This is a genomic window from Cetobacterium somerae, from assembly GCF_022430525.1.
In the GTDB taxonomy this organism is placed as follows: domain Bacteria; phylum Fusobacteriota; class Fusobacteriia; order Fusobacteriales; family Fusobacteriaceae; genus Cetobacterium_A.
On record NZ_CP092519.1, the window covers coordinates 1,417,453 to 1,437,628 of the forward strand.

16 protein-coding genes are annotated in these 20,176 nt (G+C 29.7%); all 16 read left to right on the plus strand.

Translation table 11 applies throughout. The features are described from left to right. Positions 1–11: 11 nt before the first annotated feature. Positions 12–1,298: a trigger factor gene (gene tig, locus MKD34_RS06500; protein ID WP_240218786.1), complete on the plus strand. Its 1,287-nt coding sequence runs from the start codon at positions 12–14 to the stop codon at positions 1,296–1,298. 133 nt (positions 1,299–1,431) lie between these two features. Beyond that, positions 1,432–2,007, plus strand: a complete 576-nt coding sequence (gene clpP / locus MKD34_RS06505) for an ATP-dependent Clp endopeptidase proteolytic subunit ClpP (protein WP_023050128.1) — start codon at positions 1,432–1,434, stop codon at positions 2,005–2,007. A gap of 11 nt (positions 2,008–2,018) precedes the next feature. Next, the gene (clpX, locus tag MKD34_RS06510; RefSeq protein WP_240218787.1) at positions 2,019–3,266 is read left to right on the plus strand and encodes an ATP-dependent Clp protease ATP-binding subunit ClpX; all 1,248 of its coding nucleotides are present in this window, start codon (positions 2,019–2,021) and stop codon (positions 3,264–3,266) included. Between the two features lie 13 nt (positions 3,267–3,279). Beyond that, complete coding sequence (lon, locus tag MKD34_RS06515; RefSeq protein WP_240218788.1) at positions 3,280–5,583, plus strand: endopeptidase La; 2,304 nt, start codon at positions 3,280–3,282, stop codon at positions 5,581–5,583. Between the two features lie 17 nt (positions 5,584–5,600). Continuing rightward, complete coding sequence (gene yihA, locus MKD34_RS06520; protein WP_040406560.1) at positions 5,601–6,194, plus strand: ribosome biogenesis GTP-binding protein YihA/YsxC; 594 nt, start codon at positions 5,601–5,603, stop codon at positions 6,192–6,194. 11 nt (positions 6,195–6,205) lie between these two features. Then, on the plus strand, positions 6,206–8,866 hold the full coding sequence (locus MKD34_RS06525; RefSeq protein ID WP_240218789.1) for a valine--tRNA ligase: 2,661 nt from the start codon (positions 6,206–6,208) through the stop codon (positions 8,864–8,866). Between the two features lie 139 nt (positions 8,867–9,005). Further along, the gene (locus MKD34_RS06530; RefSeq protein WP_040406562.1) at positions 9,006–9,872 is read left to right on the plus strand and encodes a LysR family transcriptional regulator; all 867 of its coding nucleotides are present in this window, start codon (positions 9,006–9,008) and stop codon (positions 9,870–9,872) included. Between the two features lie 23 nt (positions 9,873–9,895). After that, the gene (gene gmhA / locus MKD34_RS06535; RefSeq protein WP_240218790.1) at positions 9,896–10,471 is read left to right on the plus strand and encodes a D-sedoheptulose 7-phosphate isomerase; all 576 of its coding nucleotides are present in this window, start codon (positions 9,896–9,898) and stop codon (positions 10,469–10,471) included. 39 nt (positions 10,472–10,510) lie between these two features. After that, entirely contained in the window at positions 10,511–11,347 is an 837-nt protein-coding gene (locus tag MKD34_RS06540; protein WP_240218791.1) for an endonuclease/exonuclease/phosphatase family protein, read from the plus strand. Continuing rightward, a complete protein-coding gene (locus MKD34_RS06545; RefSeq protein WP_240218792.1) occupies positions 11,340–11,969 on the plus strand; it encodes a thiamine diphosphokinase in 630 nt (209 codons plus the stop codon). The genes MKD34_RS06540 and MKD34_RS06545 overlap by 8 nt, the downstream gene beginning before the upstream one ends. 61 nt (positions 11,970–12,030) lie before the next feature. Further along, entirely contained in the window at positions 12,031–13,263 is a 1,233-nt protein-coding gene (locus MKD34_RS06550) for a uracil-xanthine permease family protein (RefSeq protein ID WP_240218793.1), read from the plus strand. A gap of 238 nt (positions 13,264–13,501) precedes the next feature. Continuing rightward, positions 13,502–15,331 carry an oligoendopeptidase F gene (gene pepF / locus MKD34_RS06555; protein WP_240220087.1) on the plus strand — a complete coding sequence of 610 codons (1,830 nt, stop codon included), beginning with the start codon at positions 13,502–13,504 and terminating at the stop codon, positions 15,329–15,331. 1 nt (position 15,332) lies between these two features. Further along, positions 15,333–17,051 carry a signal peptide peptidase SppA gene (gene sppA / locus MKD34_RS06560; protein ID WP_240218794.1) on the plus strand — a complete coding sequence of 573 codons (1,719 nt, stop codon included), beginning with the start codon at positions 15,333–15,335 and terminating at the stop codon, positions 17,049–17,051. Between the two features lie 75 nt (positions 17,052–17,126). Further along, a complete protein-coding gene (locus MKD34_RS06565) occupies positions 17,127–17,480 on the plus strand; it encodes a YbaB/EbfC family nucleoid-associated protein (RefSeq protein WP_023050140.1) in 354 nt (117 codons plus the stop codon). Positions 17,481–17,581: 101 nt separating this feature from the next. Continuing rightward, on the plus strand, positions 17,582–18,223 hold the full coding sequence (locus MKD34_RS06570; RefSeq protein ID WP_240218795.1) for a lysophospholipid acyltransferase family protein: 642 nt from the start codon (positions 17,582–17,584) through the stop codon (positions 18,221–18,223). Between the two features lie 22 nt (positions 18,224–18,245). Next, the gene (gene metG, locus MKD34_RS06575) at positions 18,246–20,168 is read left to right on the plus strand and encodes a methionine--tRNA ligase (protein WP_240218796.1); all 1,923 of its coding nucleotides are present in this window, start codon (positions 18,246–18,248) and stop codon (positions 20,166–20,168) included. Positions 20,169–20,176 lie beyond the last annotated feature (8 nt).

The window sequence follows — 20,176 nt, forward strand, 5'->3', positions numbered from 1 at the left end:
AGGAGGAAATGATGAAACACGAATTAAAAAAAATTGAACACTCAGCAGTTGAGATTACATTAACTTTAACAGCTGAAGAGTTATCACCAATTAAATCAGAGGTTATTAAAACTTTAGCTACTAAAGTAGAGGTTCCTGGATTTAGAAAAGGACACGCACCATTAAACAAAGTTGAAGCTGCTTTTGCTGATGCAATAAAAGAAGAGGTTGTTGATTCTGTTCTTAAAGCAAACTTTGAAAAAATCGTTGCTGAAGAAAAAATCGCTCCAGTAAGTTTCATTTACGATCTTGTTGCTAATATGAAAGATTCTCTTGAAATAACATTTAAAGTTGATGTTTATCCTGAAATTACTTTAGGAGAATACAAAGGTTTAGAGGTTGAAAAAGAGACTTTCCAAATGACTGATGATCTTTTAGATAAAGAAATTGAAAACATGTTAAATGCTAAATCTAAATTAGAAGATGCTGCAGAGGGACACAAAGCTGAAATGGGAAATACTGTAGATCTTGCTTTTGAAGGATTTATCGACGGTGTTCCATTTGAAGGTGGAAAAGCTGATTCTCACCAATTAAAGTTAGGATCAAAAATGTTTATTGATACATTTGAAGATCAATTAGTTGGATATACAGTAGGACAAGAAGGAGAAATCAATGTAACTTTCCCTGCTGAGTACCATGCTGAAGCTTTAGCTGGAAAACCTGCTACATTTAAGGTAAAAATAAATTCTATTAAAACTTTAGCTAAGCCAGAGTTAAATGACGAATTTGCAAAAGAAGCTGGATTTGAGTCTGTTGAAGATTTAAAAGCTAAGAAAACTGCTGAAATTACAGCTAGAGAAGAAGCTAGAATCCAAAATAACTTCGTTGGAAAATTAATCCAAAAAGTTGTTGCTGATTCTAAAGTTGATGTACCTAAATCTATGGTAGTTAGAGAAGTTGAAAATAGAATGGCTGAAATGAACCAACAATTAGCTATGCAAGGAATGGATCTTGATCAATACTTAAAAATGACTGGTATGACTAAAGAGCAAGCTTTCAATCAAATAGCTCCTATGGCTCATAACAAAGTTCAGGTTGATTTAGTTTTAGAAGCTATTGCTAAAGCTGAAAACTTAGAGGTTACTGCTGAAGAGTTAAACGCTAAAGTTGAAGAAATCGCTAAAATGTATGGTATGACTAAAGAGCAATTAGAGGCTGAATTAAATAAAAATTCTAACCTTGATGAGTTCAATCATAGCTTAAAAACAGAGAGCTTAGCTCAAAAAGCTGTTGAAGTTATTGTTAATAACGCAAAATAATAAAAAAATATGTATTGAGTAGAGTTTTATCTCTACTCAATACTGCTTTAATAAAAAATTAGTGTTAAATACCTAATTTTTTTAAGTATTTAACTTTAAATTTTTAATGATAGTTTTTAAAGGAGGGAAAAAAATGTACAGTCCAACAGTTATTGAAAACACAGGAAAAGGTGAAAGAGCCTATGACATCTACTCAAGACTTCTTAAGGATAGAATCATATTCTTAGGTAGTGAGATTGATGATCAAATAGCTAATGCAATTGTTGCTCAACTCCTATTTTTAGAAGCTGAAGATCCCAATAAAGATATAATTATGTATATAAATAGTCCTGGAGGTGTTATCACTTCTGGTATGGCAATCTATGACACTATGAATTACATTAAACCTGATGTACAAACAGTTTGTATTGGACAGGCTGCAAGTATGGGTGCTCTATTGCTTTCTGCTGGGGCTAAAGGAAAAAGATATTCTCTTGAAAACTCTAGAATCATGATTCATCAACCACTTGGTGGAGCTAAAGGTCAAGCTACGGATATTGAAATTCAAGCTAAAGAGATTTTAAGAATGAAGGATTTAACTTCTAAAATTTTAAGTAAAAATACAAATAAATCAGTTGATGAAATAATATCTGCAACTGAAAGAGATAATTTTATGAGCGCTGAAGAAGCTAAAGAATTTGGTCTAATAGATCATGTCTTTGTTAGATAAGGAGGGAAGAGATGAACAAAAAAGAACATTGCTCATTCTGTGGAAGAGGACAAGATGAAGTTTCAAAACTTTTCTCTGGTATTGACGGATCATTTATTTGTGATGAGTGTATTGAAACATGTTTTGATATGCTTGGTTATGAAAATGATATTTACTACGGTGAAAAGCATTCTGAAAACTCTTCAAATCACTCTTTGACAGGAATAAAGCTACCTACACCAAAAGAGATTAAAGAAAAGCTTGATGAATATGTTATTGGTCAAGATGAAAGTAAAAAAGTTTTAGCCGTATCTGTTTACAATCACTATAAAAGAATAATGCACAAAGATCAAGGAAGTAAAGACGTTGAACTACAAAAATCAAATGTACTTCTTATTGGACCTACTGGTTCAGGTAAAACTCTTTTGGCACAAACACTTGCAAGAACACTTCATGTCCCTTTTGCAATTGCTGATGCTACAACACTTACTGAGGCTGGATATGTCGGAGATGATGTTGAAAATGTTTTAGTTAGATTATTACAAGCGGCTGATTATAACGTAGAAGCGGCTGAAAGAGGAATTATCTATATCGATGAAATAGATAAAATTGCAAGAAAATCTGAAAATGTCTCTATCACAAGAGATGTTTCAGGAGAAGGAGTTCAACAAGCTCTTTTAAAAATTATTGAAGGAACAAAATCTCAAGTTCCACCACAAGGTGGAAGAAAACACCCAAATCAAGAACTTATAGAAATAGATACTACAAATATTTTATTTATAGTTGGTGGAGCATTTGAAGGAATGGAAAAGATTATAAAATCTAGAACAAATAAAAAAGTTCTTGGTTTTGGTGCTTCTCAAGATACTATTGAAACTGAAAAAGAAATAGAGCTTTTAGGTAAAGTTCTTCCTGAAGATTTAGTTAAACAAGGAATAATTCCTGAATTAGTTGGTAGACTTCCAGTTATTACAACACTATCTCCTCTAGATGAAACTGCCCTTATAAAAATTTTATCAGAACCTAAAAACTCAATTGTGAAACAATATCAAAAATTCTTTGAAATGGAAAATGTTAGCCTTGAATTTGAAGATGAAGCCCTTAAAAAAATTGCCGCTTTAGCTTTAGATAGAAAAATCGGTGCAAGAGGTCTTAGATCTATTATTGAAAATATAATGACAGACCTAATGTTTGAGATTCCTTCTGATAAAACTATTAAAAAAGTTACAATTAATGCGGATTCAATTCAAGATTCAACAAAAGTTAAAATTGAACACTAAGGAGTGATTACTAATGAGTAGATTACCTTTTTTACCTACTAGGGAAATGGTACTTTTCCCAGGAACAGCCTCTCCTCTTTATGTTGGAAGAGAAAGAAGCTTATTAACGATGAATTTTGCAATGAAAACAAAAAATAAATTAGTTCTTAGTCTACAAAAAAACTCTCTTGAAGAAAATCCTGTTCTTCCTGAGGGCGTTCATAAAATAGGAGTTTTAGCAAATATTGTACAATCAATTCCTTTACCTAATAAAAGTATAAAAGTTCTTATTGAAGTTGATAAAAGAGTTCTTATTGAAGATGTTATTGAAGAAGATGGAATTTTATTTGCTGAATATAGCATTATATCAGCAACAGAAGAAGCCTCACCTGAACTGACAGCTTTAAAAAGAAAAGTTGTCTCTTTATTTGAAGAATACTCAACTTTAACTAATCAAGTTAGTGCTGAATTAATGGTTCAATTAAAAAGTTTTAGAAAAGCTGGAAAAATTTTCGATTCTATTGCTTTTAATTTAGATATTGAAGAAAACTTAAAAATAGAACTTTTAGAAATTTTAGATGTCAATATTAGAGGGTATAGATTACTTGAAATTTTGAATGATGAGATTGAAATTGCTTCTATTGAACAAAAAGTAGATCAAAAGGTTAAAGAAAAAATTAATGAAAGTCAAAAAAGTTACTTCATAAGAGAAAAAATAAATACTCTTAGAGAAGAACTTGGAAAAACTGGTGGAGATGAAGAAACAGATGAACTTTACGATAAAGTTAAGAATTCTCCACTACCTGAAGATGCAAAACAAAAACTTGAATCTGAATTAAAAAAACTTGGAAAAATGGCTCCATATTCTGCTGAGGCTACTGTTTCTAGAGCTTATATTGAATCAGTTTTAGAGCTTCCATGGGGAATAATTACTCCTGAAACTTTAGATTTAAAGATTGCCCATGATGTCTTAGAAAAAGATCACTATGGATTAAAAGATGTTAAAGATAGAATCTTAGATTATTTAGCTGTTAAAAAACTAAATCCAAACATGAAGGGAACTATCCTTTGTTTAGCTGGACCTCCTGGAGTTGGAAAAACATCTTTAGCTAAGTCTGTTGCTGATTCTCTTGGTAGAAACTTTGTTAGAGTTTCTCTTGGTGGAGTTAGAGATGAAGCTGAAATAAGAGGTCATAGAAGAACATATATTGGATCTATGCCTGGAAGAATTATTAAAGCTATTAAAAATGCTGGCAGTGTTAATCCTGTTATTTTACTCGATGAAATTGATAAAATGTCTAGTGATTTTAAAGGAGATCCTGCTTCAGCTATGTTAGAGGTTCTAGACCCAGAGCAAAACAAACACTTTGAAGATCACTACTTAGATATGCCTTTTGATTTATCTAAAGTTTTCTTTGTAGCTACGGCTAATGATTTAAGAAGTATTCCTGGTCCTTTGAGAGATAGAATGGAAATCATTAATCTTTCATCATATACAGAGTTTGAGAAATTACATATAGCTAATAACTACTTAATTAAACAAGCTCAAAATGAAAATGGTCTAAGTGATATTAAAATAAGCATAACTGATAAAGCTGTATTGAAAATAATTGATGAGTACACTAAGGAAGCTGGTGTTAGAAACTTAAAAAGAGAAATTTCATCTCTATTCAGAAAAGTAGCTAGAAAAGTTATTGATACAGAAGCTAAATCAGTTAGTATAAATGTAAAAAATCTTGAATCTTATTTAGGACACCCTAAATTTAGACCTGAAAAAATGAAAAAAGCAATTTCTAAAGTTGGAGTAGTTAATGGTTTAGCATGGACATCTGTTGGTGGAATGACTTTAGAAGTTCAAGGAGTTCAAATTCCAGGTAAAGGAAATCTTTCTCTAACTGGTACTCTTGGAAATGTCATGAAGGAATCTGCAATGGTTGCATTTACATACCTAAAAGCTAATCTTGATAAATTCCAAATTGATTCAACTGTTTTAGAGAAAAAAGATATACATCTTCATTTTCCAGAGGGAGCTACACCAAAAGATGGACCATCTGCTGGTATTGCTATTACTACAACTATTCTATCTGTTTTAACAGGAAGAAAAGTAAAACAAACATTTGCTATGACTGGTGAAATTACAATTACTGGTGAAGTTTTACCTGTTGGTGGAATTAAGGAAAAAGTGATTGGAGCTCATAGAGCCGGAATTAAAAATATAATTTTACCTGATGATAATAAAGTTGATGTTGAAGAAATTCCAGAGGAAGTAATGAAGGATATAAAAATATACTTTGCTTCAACATACGAAGATGTTGAAAAACTTGCTCTTGAAAAATAATGAAAAGAGGTAACACAATGAATATAAAACAAGCAGATTTTACTAAATCAGCTGTATTTGAAAAAGATTATCCTGAAGAGCTAAATCATATTGAATTTGCTTTTGTAGGAAGATCTAATGTTGGAAAATCATCTCTTATAAATAGTATTACAGGAAGAAATAAATTAGCTAAAACTAGTAAAACTCCTGGAAGAACTCAGCTAATTAACTATTTTCTAATCAACAAAGAATTTTTCTTTGTTGATTTACCTGGATACGGTTTTGCGAAAGTTCCTAAAGAGATGAAAAAAGAATGGGGATTAACTATGGAAAGATACCTTGCTAGTCCTAGAAAAAAACTTGTTTTTGTTCTACTAGATATAAGAAGAATCCCTAGTGGTGAAGATCTTGAAATGCTTAATTGGTTAGATCATTATGGAACTCCATTTAAAATAATTTTTACAAAAATGGATAAAGTTTCTAATAATGAAAAATTTAAAGCCTTAAAAGATATTAGAACAAAAATTGATTTCCATAATGATGATGTCTTCTTCCACTCATCATTAAACAATAATGGAAAAGAACAAATTTTAAATTATATTGAAAGTTGTTTAGAGGGAGAAATTGAATAGGAGGATTTAAAATGAACGAATTAGCAACTACTTATTCCCCTAATGAAATAGAGGGAAAATGGTATAAATATTGGGAGGAATCAAACTTTTTTGCTGCAACTTTAGATGATAGTAAGCCAAACTACTCTATAGTTATTCCACCTCCAAATGTAACTGGTATATTACATATGGGGCATATTCTTAATAACAGTATTCAAGATGTACTTGTTAGATATAAAAGAATGAGCGGATACAATACTCTTTGGATGCCTGGAACTGACCACGCTGGTATTGCAACTCAAAATAAAGTTGAAAGAAAATTAGCCGACGAAGGTTTAACTAAAGAAGATTTAGGTAGAGAAGAATTTATTAAACAAGTTTGGGAGTGGAAAGAACAATATGGTAGTGTTATTACAACTCAACTTAGAAAAATAGGAGCTTCTTTAGATTGGAAAAGAGAAAGATTCACAATGGATCAAGGTCTTTCTGAATCTGTTAAAGATATTTTCATCAAACTTTTCAATGATGGATTAATATATCAAGGTGAATATATGGTTAACTGGTGTCCTAGATGTGGTACTGCATTAGCTGATGATGAAGTTGATCATGAGGAAAAAGCTGGTTCACTATGGAATATTAAATATCCTGTTAAAGATTCTGAAGAATTTTTAATTATAGCTACTACAAGACCTGAAACTATGCTTGCTGACGTAGCTATTGCGGTTAATCCAAACGATGAAAGATATTCTCATCTTGTTGGTAAAAATGTAATTTTACCTCTTGTTGGAAGAGAAATTCCTGTTATCGCTGACGAATATGTTGATATGGAATTTGGAACTGGAGCACTTAAAATAACTCCTGCTCATGATCCTAATGACTTTGCTTTAGGACAAAAATTCAATCTACCTATTATCAATATGATGACTCCTGATGGAAAAGTTGTTAACGATTATCCTACATATGCTGGAATGGATAGATTTGATGCTAGAAAGAAAATTGTTTCTGATTTAGAAGAGCAAGGATTCCTTGTTAAAATTGAAACACATTCACATAACGTTGGTGGATGCTACAGATGTAACACGGTTGTTGAGCCAAGAGTTTCTAAACAATGGTTTGTTAAAATGGAGCCTCTAGCAGAAAAGGCCTTAGAAGTTGTTAGAAATGGAAAAGTAAAACTTATGCCTAAAAGATGGGAAAAAGTTTACTATAACTGGCTAGAGAATATCAGAGATTGGTGTATCTCTAGACAAATCTGGTGGGGACATAGAATACCTGCTTGGTATGGACCTGATATGCATATTTTTGTTGCTAAAACAGAAGAAGATGCTTATGCTCAAGCTAAAGCTCACTATGGTAAAGATGTTGAGTTAACTCAAGAAACAGATGTACTAGATACATGGTTCTCATCTGCTTTATGGCCATTTTCAACTTTAGGTTGGCCGGAAAAAACAGTTGAATTAGAAAAATTCTATCCTACTTCTACACTTGTAACTGGTGCTGATATTCTATTCTTCTGGGTTGCTAGAATGGTAATGTTTGGTATGTATACTATGGATGATATCCCATTTGAAAATGTTTACCTACATGGAATAGTTAGAGATGAAGTTGGTAGAAAAATGTCTAAATCATTAGGTAACTCGCCAGATCCATTAAATTTAATTGGAGAATACGGTGCTGATGCTATTAGATTTACAATGATTTACAATACTTCTCAAGGTCAAGATGTTCATTTCTCTGAAAAATTAATAGAGATGGGTAGAAACTTTGCTAATAAAATCTGGAACGTTTCAAGATTTGTTCTTATGAACCTTGAAGATTTCGATATAAAAACATTTGATAAATCAAATGTTCAACTTGAATTAGTTGATGAATGGATTTTCTCTAAATTAAATAAAACTTCTAAAGATGTTGCTGATAAATTAGAAAAATTCCAATTGGATGAAGCTGCTAAATCAATCTACGAGTTCTTAAGAGGAGACTTCTGTGACTGGTATGTTGAATTAGCTAAGGTTAGATTATATAATAAAGAGGAATCAGGAGTTAAATCTAGACAAACTGCTCAATATGTTCTATGGACAGTTTTAGAAGCTGGATTAAAACTTTTACATCCATTTATGCCATTTATCACTGAAGAGATTTGGCAAAAAATAAAAGTAAATGGAGAAACTATCATGCTTGCTGATTATCCAGTTTGTAATGATTCTCTTGTAAGCGATGACAAAGAAAAAGCTTTTGAATATATTCAAGGTCTTATTTCATCATTAAGAAATATTAGAGCAGAAAGAGGAATCTCTCCAGCTAAAGAAGCAAAAGTTGTTATTAGAACTTCTAATCCTACAGAATTAGAAACATTAAAAGCTAATGAGTTATTTATAACTAAACTTGCTAAGATTGAAGAGTTAACTGTAGGAACTGATCTTGCTACTCCTGAACAAAGTGGATTCAGAGTAAATGGAAATTCTGAAGTATTCATGATTTTAACTGGTCTTCTAGACGTTGAAACAGAAATCAAAAAGATTAATGAGCAACTTGAAAAAGTTAAAAAAGATTTAGATAAAGTTAATGCTAAACTTTCTGATGAAAGATTTACATCTAAAGCTCCAGCTCATATCTTAGATAGAGAAAAAAGAATCCAAGAAGAGTTCCAAGATAAGTATGATAAACTAATGGAAAACTTAAAAAATTTCCAATAATAGTATCACTTTAAAGCTTTTTAAGTAGTAGGAATTTACTTCCTACTACTTTTTTTAAATAAATTGTATTCATTATGTTAAAATTATGCTAAAATAGAATGGTAACTATACATAATAATAATAGTTGGGAGTGATACAATTGGATTTACATTATTTAAGAATATTTTATGAGGTAGCTAAAGAAAAAAGTTTTACTAAAGCAGCTAATAAATTATACATAAATCAATCAGCGGTTTCGATACAAGTTAAAAAATTTGAGGAGATTTTGAATTCTAAACTTTTTGATAGAAGTTCTAAGAAAATAAAATTAACTTACACTGGGGAAGCTCTTTTTAAAATGGCAGAAGAAATTTTTGAAAAAGTTAAGAGAGCTGAAAAAGAGATGGAAAGAATTATCAATTTAGATAAAGCTAAAATATCTATTGGAGCTACATCTGTTATTGGTGAACCTTTACTTCCTCTTTTAATGAAAGATTTTATCTCTTTACATGATGAAATTGAATATGATATTACTATTTCTACTAAGGCTTGGCTTTTAAAACTACTAAAAGAAGGTGAATTAGATATACTTCTAATAGATGAAGAGCATATAACTGATCCTAACTTAGAAGTTATTACTGTAGGTTCTGTTCCATATATTCTTGTTGGTACAAAAAATACACAGAAATTAGAAACAGTTTCTAAAGAACCATTAATCTCTAGAAAAAATATCTACAATAACGATAAGGCTATCAGTCATTTAGAGGATAAAAATCATATTTGTTTCAATACAAAAATACCTGTACTTGGTAATTTAGGTGTTATTAAAGGAATGGTTAAAGAGGGGATTGGTAACGTTATCCTTCCTTATTATGCTGTATATAAAGAGATTCAAAGTGATGAATTTAAAGTTATTAGAACTATTGATGAGGTTACAGACTCTTATCAGATTGTTATAACTAAAGATAAGAAAAATCTTGCACATATTATTAAATTTATTAATTTTGTTAAAAATTTTAAACTTTAATTTTTGTAATTTAGGAGGCTAATATGAATTTATTAGATTCGTATAAAATAACAGCTTCTCTTTTAGAAAATTTTATAAAAGAAGAAGCAGAGAAAAAAGAAACAGAAAAAGTAGCTAAAGATTTAGCTAATATATTCCAACTAGGAAATAAAGTTCTAATCTGTGGAAATGGTGGTAGTAATTGCGATGCTCTACATTTTGCAGAAGAATTTACTGGAAGATTTAGAAAAGATAGAAGAGCTTTACCTGCTATATCTTTATCTGATTCATCACATATAACTTGTGTTGGAAATGATTATGGATTTGATTATATCTTTTCTAGAGGAGTAGAAGCTTATGGTAAAGAGGGAGATATGTTTATCGGTATCTCTACAAGCGGAAACTCTGCAAATGTTATAAAAGCTGTTGAAATAGCTAAAAAAATGGGACTTAAAACTTGTGTCCTTCTTGGTAAAGACGGAGGAAAACTTAAGGGAATGTGTGATTATGAATTTATCATTCCTGGAAATACTTCTGATAGAATTCAAGAGATACACATGATGATACTACATATTATAATTGAAGGTGTAGAAAAAATAATGTTCCCTGAAAATTATTAAAAATACCCTTTTTAGGGTATTTTTTTTGAGGTGATTTATATGTTTTTTAAGTTGATTTTTGTTCTATTGCTCTCTATTTTTTCCTTTTCTTTTTCAACAGAACCTGAAAGTAAAGCTTACATTGGTAGCTTTAATACTCTTAGACTAGGAAAAGGAACCAAAGACTATGAACATTTAGCAAAATCCATCGAACCTTTTGACATCGTTGGTTTGGTAGAAGTTATGAATAAAAAAGGGCTCTTTAAACTTTTATCTGAAGTTGAAAAAATAAGCGATTCAAAGTGGGGATATGAAATTTCTCCTTATCCTGTCGGTACTGATGAATACAAAGAGTATTATGCTTTTTTATATAAAAAAAATAAGGTCAATTTTATTAAAAGCGAAGGTTTTTATCCTGATGAGAATGATGATTTTATTCGTGAACCATATGGAGCCACATTTAAAATCAATAATTTTGACTTCACCTATGTTTTAATACATTCTATATATGGAAAAAAAATATCTCAAAGACAATTTGAAGCAAAACAACTTCTTAATGTTTATAATTATTTTCAAAATTTAAATCCTAACGAGAACGATATTTTAATCGGAGGAGACTTTAATTTACCTGCTAATGATTCAGCTTTTGAGGAGATTTTTAATCACGATGATAATATTATCTATACTTTAGATCCATCAATAAAAACAACTGTTGGAACTAAAGGTTTTGCAAACTCTTATGATAATATTTTTATTTCGAAAAAATATACTCAAGAGTTTAAAGGTCAAAGTGGTGCACTAGATATTACTAGAGGAGATTTTATTAAAACAAGAAAGGAGGTTTCTGATCATCTACCAATTTTTATTGTTGTAGATACAGAATTCGATGATGACTAAAGCTTTTATCTTTTTAAATGGAGATTTTCCTAATTGTGAAGATTTTTATAATAATCTAAATATTAATACTGAGCACCTTTTTTGTGCTGATGGTGGTGCTAAAAAGGCACTTGAACTAAATTATATTCCTAAAGAAGTATGGGGTGACTTTGATTCTTTAGATCAAATTTATATAGATTCATTAAAAAAAAATAATGTTATTCTAAAAAAATTTAATAAAGACAAAGATTTTACAGATGGAGAACTTTTAATATCATATGTCAAATCTTTAGATTATGATGAAATTTATATAATTGGCGGCTTTGGTGGAAGAATTGATCATACGTTAACAAATATAAATCTTATTTTCAAATATAATAACATTATTTTTATAGATAAGTATGAAAAATTATTTTTGGTGACACCAAACTTTGTTTTAAAAAACAATTTAGATAAAAGAATATCCTTCATTCCATTTTCAGATACTGTTGAAAATCTTACTTTAGAAGGATTTCTTTATCCTCTTAACAATCATACATTAAAAAGAGGCGATTCCACATGTTTAAGTAATATTATAACTAAGGATATAGCTACTATCTCTTTTAGTTCTGGCAAACTTCTTGGTGCATTAAGTTTAGATTGACAATACTCTTAAAATAATGTAGGCTATTTGATGGTATAAAATTTTAGGGAGGATTTTAATAATGACTAATTTATCAACAAAAAGTAAACTTTTACTTGGAATTCAGCACGTACTAGCTATGTTTGGAGCTACTGTTTTAGTTCCATTTTTAACTGGTTTAAATCCATCAGTAGCTTTACTTTCAGCAGGTATAGGAACACTGCTTTTTCATCTTTGTACAAAAGGAATCGTTCCTGTTTTCTTAGGATCATCATTCGCTTTTATCGGAGCCTTAGCTCTTGTTTTAAAAGAAGAGGGAATTGCTGCTATTAAAGGTGGTGTTATCTCTGCTGGTTTCGTTTATATTTTTATGTCTTGGATGATTAAAGTTTTTGGTGTTGAGAAAATTAAATCGTTCTTTCCACCTGTTGTTGTTGGACCTATTATAATGGTTATTGGATTAAGATTAAGTCCAGTAGCTCTTTCTATGGCAGGATATTCAAATGGACACTTTGACTTAAAAAGTCTTATTGTTGCTCTTATAGTTGTAATTTCTATGATAACTATTTCAATCTTAGAAAAGTCATTTTTTAGATTAGTTCCAATTTTAATCTCTGTTATTCTTGGATATATAGTTTCTATTTTCTTAGGGTTAGTAGACTTTGGACCTATCGCTGCTGCAAATTGGATTGGTTTTTCTGGTGATGCATTAAACGATTTACTAACTTTACCTAAATTTTCTGCAACAGCTATTTTAGCAATTGCCCCAATTGCATTAGTTGTTTTTATCGAACATATTGGAGATATTACAACGAATGGAGCTGTTGTTGGTAAAGATTTCTTTAAAAATCCAGGTATTTCAAGAACATTATTAGGAGATGGAGTTGCTACTGTTGCTGCTGGATTCTTAGGTGGACCTGCAAATACAACTTATGGAGAAAATACCGGTGTTCTTGCTGTTACTAAAGTTTATGATCCTGCTATTTTGAGAATTGCAGCTTGTTACGCAATTGTTCTAAGCTTTATTGGAAAATTTGGAGTTATTTTACAAACTATTCCAACTCCAGTTATGGGAGGAATATCCATTATACTATTTGGTATGATTGCTTCTGTTGGAGTTAGAACTGTTATAGATGCTGAAATTGATTTTTCTCACTCTAGAAACCTTTTAATTGCATCTCTTATATTTGTTTTAGGAATTGCTATTGATAATATTATTATTTGGAAAACAGTTTCTTTATCTGGTCTTGCTATTGCAGCTTTGATTGGAGTTTTGTTAAATAAAATATTACCTAAAGATCAACTAGATAGTTAATAAAAAAATCTATTAAAATAGGAAGAAGTTTGAAGCTTTTCTTCCTATTTTTTATTTTTTGTTGTAATATATAAAATATAATAAAGGAATATAGGGGGATTAGATGAAGAAATTTATAGTTCTTATTCTTATGGCAAATTTAGCTTTTGCTGGTAAATATTTTTATGAAAAAAAATCGTCACAGTCTCAAAATACTTTAATAAAACCATTACCTGAAATAAAAAAGGAGGATTTTTCTATGCTAAAAAATAGAGATGAAATTGCACAACAATATAAATGGGATTTAAATGATATCTACCCAAATTGGAATCAATGGGAAGTTGATTTAGTAAAACTTAAAGAACTTATGGCAGAAATTCCTAAATATCAAGGAGAGATTTCTAAAAATCCAAAAACTTTTGTTGAATTTATAAATCTTGAAGAAAAAATATCTAGACTTTTAGACAAAATTTATCTATATCCATACTTACAAAGAGACTTAGATTCAACTAATGAAGTTGCTTCTGTTAAACTTCAAGAAATTGAGAGCATCTATGCTAACTATTCTATCTCTTCATCTTGGATTACACCTGAAATATTAACTATTCCTAAAGAAACTATGGTTATGTGGATTAATGAAAACCCTACTCTTGAACCTAATAGATTCCCTTTAATGGAAATTTATAGACTTCAAGAACATGTTTTATCTGCAGATAAAGAAAAATTATTATCATACTTTGGACAATATTTAGGTGTTCCATCTGATATATACAGCGAATTATCTACCTCAGATATCAAATGGAACGATGTTGAATTATCTGATGGAAGTAAAACTACTGTTACTAATGGAGTTTATTCTAAAGTAATTTCAACTAACAGAAATCAAGAAGATAGAAAAAAAGTTTTTGAAGCTCTTTATAACTCTTTTAATATTAATAAAAATACATATGCTTCAATTTATAAAAGCATTTTACAAAGAGATTTTGCCACAGCTCAATCTAGAAATTATAAATCTAGTTTAGAAAAAGCTTTAAATCCTAAAAATATTCCTTTAGATGTTTATACATCTTTAATTGAATCTACAAAAGAAAATACAGCTCCTCTAAAAAGATATATAGCTTTAAGAAAGAAAGCCCTTAATTTATCTGACTATCACTATTATGATAACTCTGTAAATATTGTAGATTACAATAAAGAATTTACATATGAGGAAGCTAAAAATACAGTTTTAGAATCTGTTAAACCTTTAGGTGAAGATTATTATAATGGATTAAATACAGCTCTGAGTGAAGGATGGTTAGATGTATATGAAACACCTAACAAAAGAAGTGGAGCATATTCTTTAAATATATATGATGTACATCCATATATGTTACTTAATTATAACGGAACAATGGACGCTGTCTTCACTTTAGCGCATGAACTTGGACATACTATGCATTCTATGTTATCTACTAAAAATCAACCATATCCAATTAGTAGCTACACTATCTTTGTTGCTGAAGTTGCATCAACATTTAATGAAAGATTACTACTTGATAATATGTTAAGAAATACAACTGATCCTAAAGAGAAAATAGCTCTTATTGAACAAGCTATCGGTGGAATTGTTGGAACTTACTATATTCAATCTCTATTTGCTGATTATGAATACCAAGCACATCAAATTGTAGAAAATGGTGGTGCTATAACTCCTGAAGTTCTAAATAATATTATGGAAAACTTATTTAAAGATTACTTTGGAACTGAATTAACTATGGATGAATTACAAAAGATTATTTGGGCAAGAATCCCTCATTTTTATAACTCTCCATATTATGTATATCAATACGCAACTAGTTTTGCTTCATCAGCAAATTTATATGACAGAATAACAAATACAAAATATACTCCTCAAGAAAGAGAAAAAGCGAAAAATGAGTATCTTACTCTTCTAAAATCTGGAGGAAATGATCATCCTATGAATCAGCTAAAAAAAGCTGGTGTTGACTTAAGTAAAAAAGATGCTTTTAATGCTGTTGCTACAGAATTTAATAGACTTTTAGATCTTTTAGAAGAGGAACTAAAAAAAGAAAAGGGAGATATCTAATATGTTTTTACTTAGATGGATTTTTAACTTTCTAAAATTTATCATTAGAGAAATCTCTTCAATGATAATAAAATTTGCATTCCTTTTAGTTTTAATAATTTTAGCTTTTAATTATTTTACTAAAACTAAAAAAAGTCCTATTACTAAAAAATCATACTTAAAAATAGATTTGGCTAAAGAGTTTAATGAGACTTTAATCCAAAGTCCTCTTAATTTTAGCTCTAAAAATATAAATTTTTATCAACTTTTAAATAATATAAGTATGGCTAAACAAGATTCTAATGTTCAAGGAATTATATTATTTTTAGATGACAACTCTTTAAGTAGAAGTCAAATTGATGAGCTTGGAGAAGTTTTAAATGAATTTAAAACTTCAACTAAACCTATATACTCATATGGAGCTATGTTAGATAACAACTCTTTATTGATAAGTAGTTATACTAATGAAATTATTATGCCTCCCGCAGCATCCACTGCTGTAAATATTACTGGATATAATAAAGATATCCCATATTTTAAAGGTTTAACTGAAAAATTAGGAATAGATGTTAATGTTATTCATGTAGGAGACTTTAAAACTTATGGTGAGAATTATACTCGAAGTGAAATGTCTGAAGAAAATCGTTCTGATTTAAAGAGAATCCTAGATAAAAGTTACTCTTTTTTTCTTGAAGATTTATCTAAAAACCGTTCAATTGAAATTAATAGTTTAAATTCTACAATTCTTTCAGGAGAATTAATGGGAGAATCATCAGAATCTTTAAAAAAATATAATTTAATAAGTACTTTAAATTATTGGGAGAATTTCAAAAAAGAGAAAAATATTGAAAATATAACTAATATAGAAGAGTATATTCCATCTTTTAAATCTACAATATCTAATAATAAAATAGCAATTGTTTATGCTGATGGTGAAATTAACTATACATCTTCTAAAAATCCTACTGCTAGCACTATAACTCCTGATAAATTTATTTCTGCTTTGGAAAAAGCTGAAAAAGATGATAATATTAAAGGAATTGTAATCAGAGTTAATTCTCCTGGTGGATCTGCTCTAGCATCAGATATTATTTGTAATGCTATTAAAAATGTTGAAAAGCCAATATATGTTTCTATTGGAAATGTAGCAGCCTCTGGTGGTTATTATATTTCAACCGCTGCTAAAAAAATATTTGCTGATAAAAATAGTATAACTGGTTCTATTGGAGTTGTTAGTCTTATTCCAAATGTTAAAGAACTTACAAATAAAATTGGTATCAATATGAATGATATATCTTATGGTAAATATTCAGATTTATACTCTTTAACAGCTTCAATGACTCCTGAGAGACAGGAGAAAATATATAATTCTAATCTCAAGGTTTATAAAGAGTTTTTAAATAAAGTTGCCTATGGAAGAAATTTACCATTAGAAGAAGTTGAAAAAATAGCTCAAGGAAAGGTTTGGTTAGGAGATGAAGCTATTAAAATTGGACTTATTGATTCTATTGGTGGAATAAATGCAACTATAAAAAGTTTAGCTACAGACTTAAAAATAAATGATAATTACTCTGTTACCGAAATTTCTTATGAAGAGGATTTAAAAACAATGTTTGAATCAACAGTATTTCCTATACAAACTTTTTTCTCTTTTAAATCTTTAACTAAAAGTGAAAATCTTAAAAACTTAATCGAAAATGAAGATATATTCTTTAAACCAATTTTATATCTAAGCTTTTAAATCTCTAGTTGAAAAGTTACTCTCTATTATGATATAATCATAACAATTACACAATATATTCTAGGAGGGATTAAATTGGTTAGAAAACTAAAAGGACAAAAAACTACTGGAGGAAACTCTCAATCTGATATTTTAAGACAAGCTCAAGCTATGCAACAACAAATGCTTTCTGTTCAAGAATCATTAAAAGAAAAAGAAGTTGAGGCTTCTGTTGGTGGTGGAGCTGTTGTAGTAAAAGCTAATGGACAAAAAGATATCGTTTCTATAAAAATATCTGAAGAGACTATTAAAGATGCTGTTGAAGATAAAGAGATGTTAGAAGATCTTGTTCTTTCTGCTGTTACTGAGGCTATGAGACAAGCTGATGAGTTAGCTGAGAAAGAGATGTCTGCTGTTACTGGTGGAATCAATATCCCAGGTCTATTCTAGTTTGAATTTTAAGCACCGATACAATAAGTATTGGTGCTTTTTTTTACTTTAAATTTATGTTATAATTATTTGAAAATACTTTGATTATAGGTGGTTTTTTGATGGAAAATAATAAATATAAAAGATATGGTTTAATACTTTACTACCTACTAAAAATTATTTCTAAAACAATGAAAATAGAGATTATAAAAAGTCCTAAACTTGTTGAAGGAGAAAATTATGTATGTGGTTTTTGGCACAATAAACTTGTTGGAGCCTCTCTAGGGCTAATCAATCTATCTGAAAAAAAAGCTGTCTTAGCTAGCCCCTCTAAAGATGGAGAGTTAATATCTATTCCTTTAGAAAAAATGGGTTTTACTATGGTTAGAGGTTCTTCTGGAAAGGATTCAATTAAATCAGTTTTAAAATTAATTAAATTAGTTAAGGATGGTCACAGTGCTGGAACACCATTAGATGGCCCAAAAGGTCCTATTTATGAGGTTAAGCCCGGTATGTTATATCTTGCCCAAAAATCTGGAAAAGCTTTAGTTCCAGTTGGTGTAGCATTTAGTAATAAATGGACTTTCGAAAAAGCTTGGGATAAATTTCAAATGCCTAAACCTTTTTCTAAAATGGTTTGTTTAATTGGAGACCCCATTTTAATTCCTAGTGATGCTAATTTAGATGATTATTTAGATTTAGCAAAAGAAGCTTTATTTCAAATAGATAAAGAAGCTGAAAAAAGATTAAATGAAAAAAAATAACGTTTTGAAAGGAGATTAATAGATGAGTAAAAATTTTTATGTAACAACACCTATATATTATGTTAATGGAGATCCACATGTTGGAAGTGCTTATACAACTATTGCAGCTGATGTTTTAGCTAGATATAAAAAATCAAAAGGTTTTGATGTATTCTTTTTAACAGGTACTGATGAACATGGACAAAAGGTTGAGGAAGCTGCAAAAATGAGAGATTTAACTCCTCAAGCTTGGACAGATTCTATGGCTCCTAGATTTATTGATATGTGGAAAGCATTAGATATCAATTATACAGATTTTATAAGAACTACAGAACCAAGACATAAAGAGGCTGTTAAAAAAATCATAAAAACAGTTTATGATAAAGGTGATATTTATAAAGGTGAATACGAAGGAAAATATTGTGTTTCTTGTGAAACATTTGTTCCTGAAAATCAAATTGTAAATGGAAACCATTGTCCTGATTGTGGTAAAGAACTTAGAATGGTTAAAGAGGAATCTTATTTCTTTAAGATGTCTAAATATCAAGATGCTTTACTTGAGCATATTGAAAGTCATCCTGACTTTATTCTTCCTCACTCTAGAAAAAATGAGGTTGTTTCATTTATAAAGCAAGGACTTCAAGATCTATCTATTTCTAGAAATACATTTGAGTGGGGAATTCCAATCGAATTTGCTCCTGGACACATAACTTATGTATGGTTTGATGCTCTAACAAACTATTTAACAGCTGTTGGATATGAAAACAATCCTGAATTGTTTGATAAATTCTGGAATAATGGAGAAGTTGTTCATCTTTTAGGAAAAGATATTCTTAGATTCCATGCTATTATATGGCCTTGTATGCTTTTATCAGCAGGAATTAAACTTCCAAATAAAATTGTAGCTCATGGTTGGTGGACTTCTGAAGGTGAAAAAATGTCTAAATCTAAAGGAAACGTTGTTGCACCATTAGATGAAATTGCTAAATATGGTGTAGATGCTTTTAGATACTGTTTAATGAGAGAGGTTAACTTTGGTAATGATGGAGATTATTCAACACCTTCAATTGTTACAAGAATTAACTCAGATTTAGCTAATGATTTAGGAAATCTTTTAAATAGAACTCTAGGAATGTATGGTAAATATTTCAATGGAACAATAGCAAAAGGAGAAGTATTCGAAGAGATTGACGACAGTGTAAAAACTCTTTGGAATGAAACTGTTGTTGCTGTTGATTATCATATGAACAGAGTAGAGTTCTCTAGAGCTTTAGAAGCTATCTGGAAATTCATCTCTAGAATGAATAAATATGTTGATGAAACTGCTCCTTGGCTACTTATAAAGGATGAAGCTAAAAATGAAAGATTAGCAACAGTTATGAACTTCTTAGTTCAATCTCTTTATAAAGTTGCGGTTTTAACAGCTCCATATATGCCAACAGCATCTCAAAAGATTTGGAACCAATTAGGTTTCTCTAATAATATTTTAGAAGCTAGTTTAGAATCTGTTGATGGATGGAATTTATTAAAGGTAGGGCATATCTTAGGTACTGCTGAACCTATATTCCCAAGACTTGAAGTTGAAAAGAAAGAAGCTAAAAAAGATCCTCTTGCTATAAATGAGGATTTAAAAATTGAAAATCCAATAGAAATCGCTGATTTTGATAAAATAGATATTCAAGTTGTTGAAATATTAGAAGCTAGTAATATTGAGGGAGCTGATAAACTTCTTAAATTTAAAGTAAAAACAGCTAATGAAATAAGACAAATTGTTTCAGGAATTGCAAAATATTATCCAACACCTTCTGAATTAGTTGGTAAAAAAGTTTTAGCAATTTTAAATTTACCTCCTGTTACTTTAAGAGGAGTTCTTTCTCAAGGAATGTTATTAAGCTCTACTGAAAAGAAAAGATTAAAACTTGTTGAAGTAGATTCAAGTGTTAAAATAGGATCTAAGATAAAATAGTTTTAGGG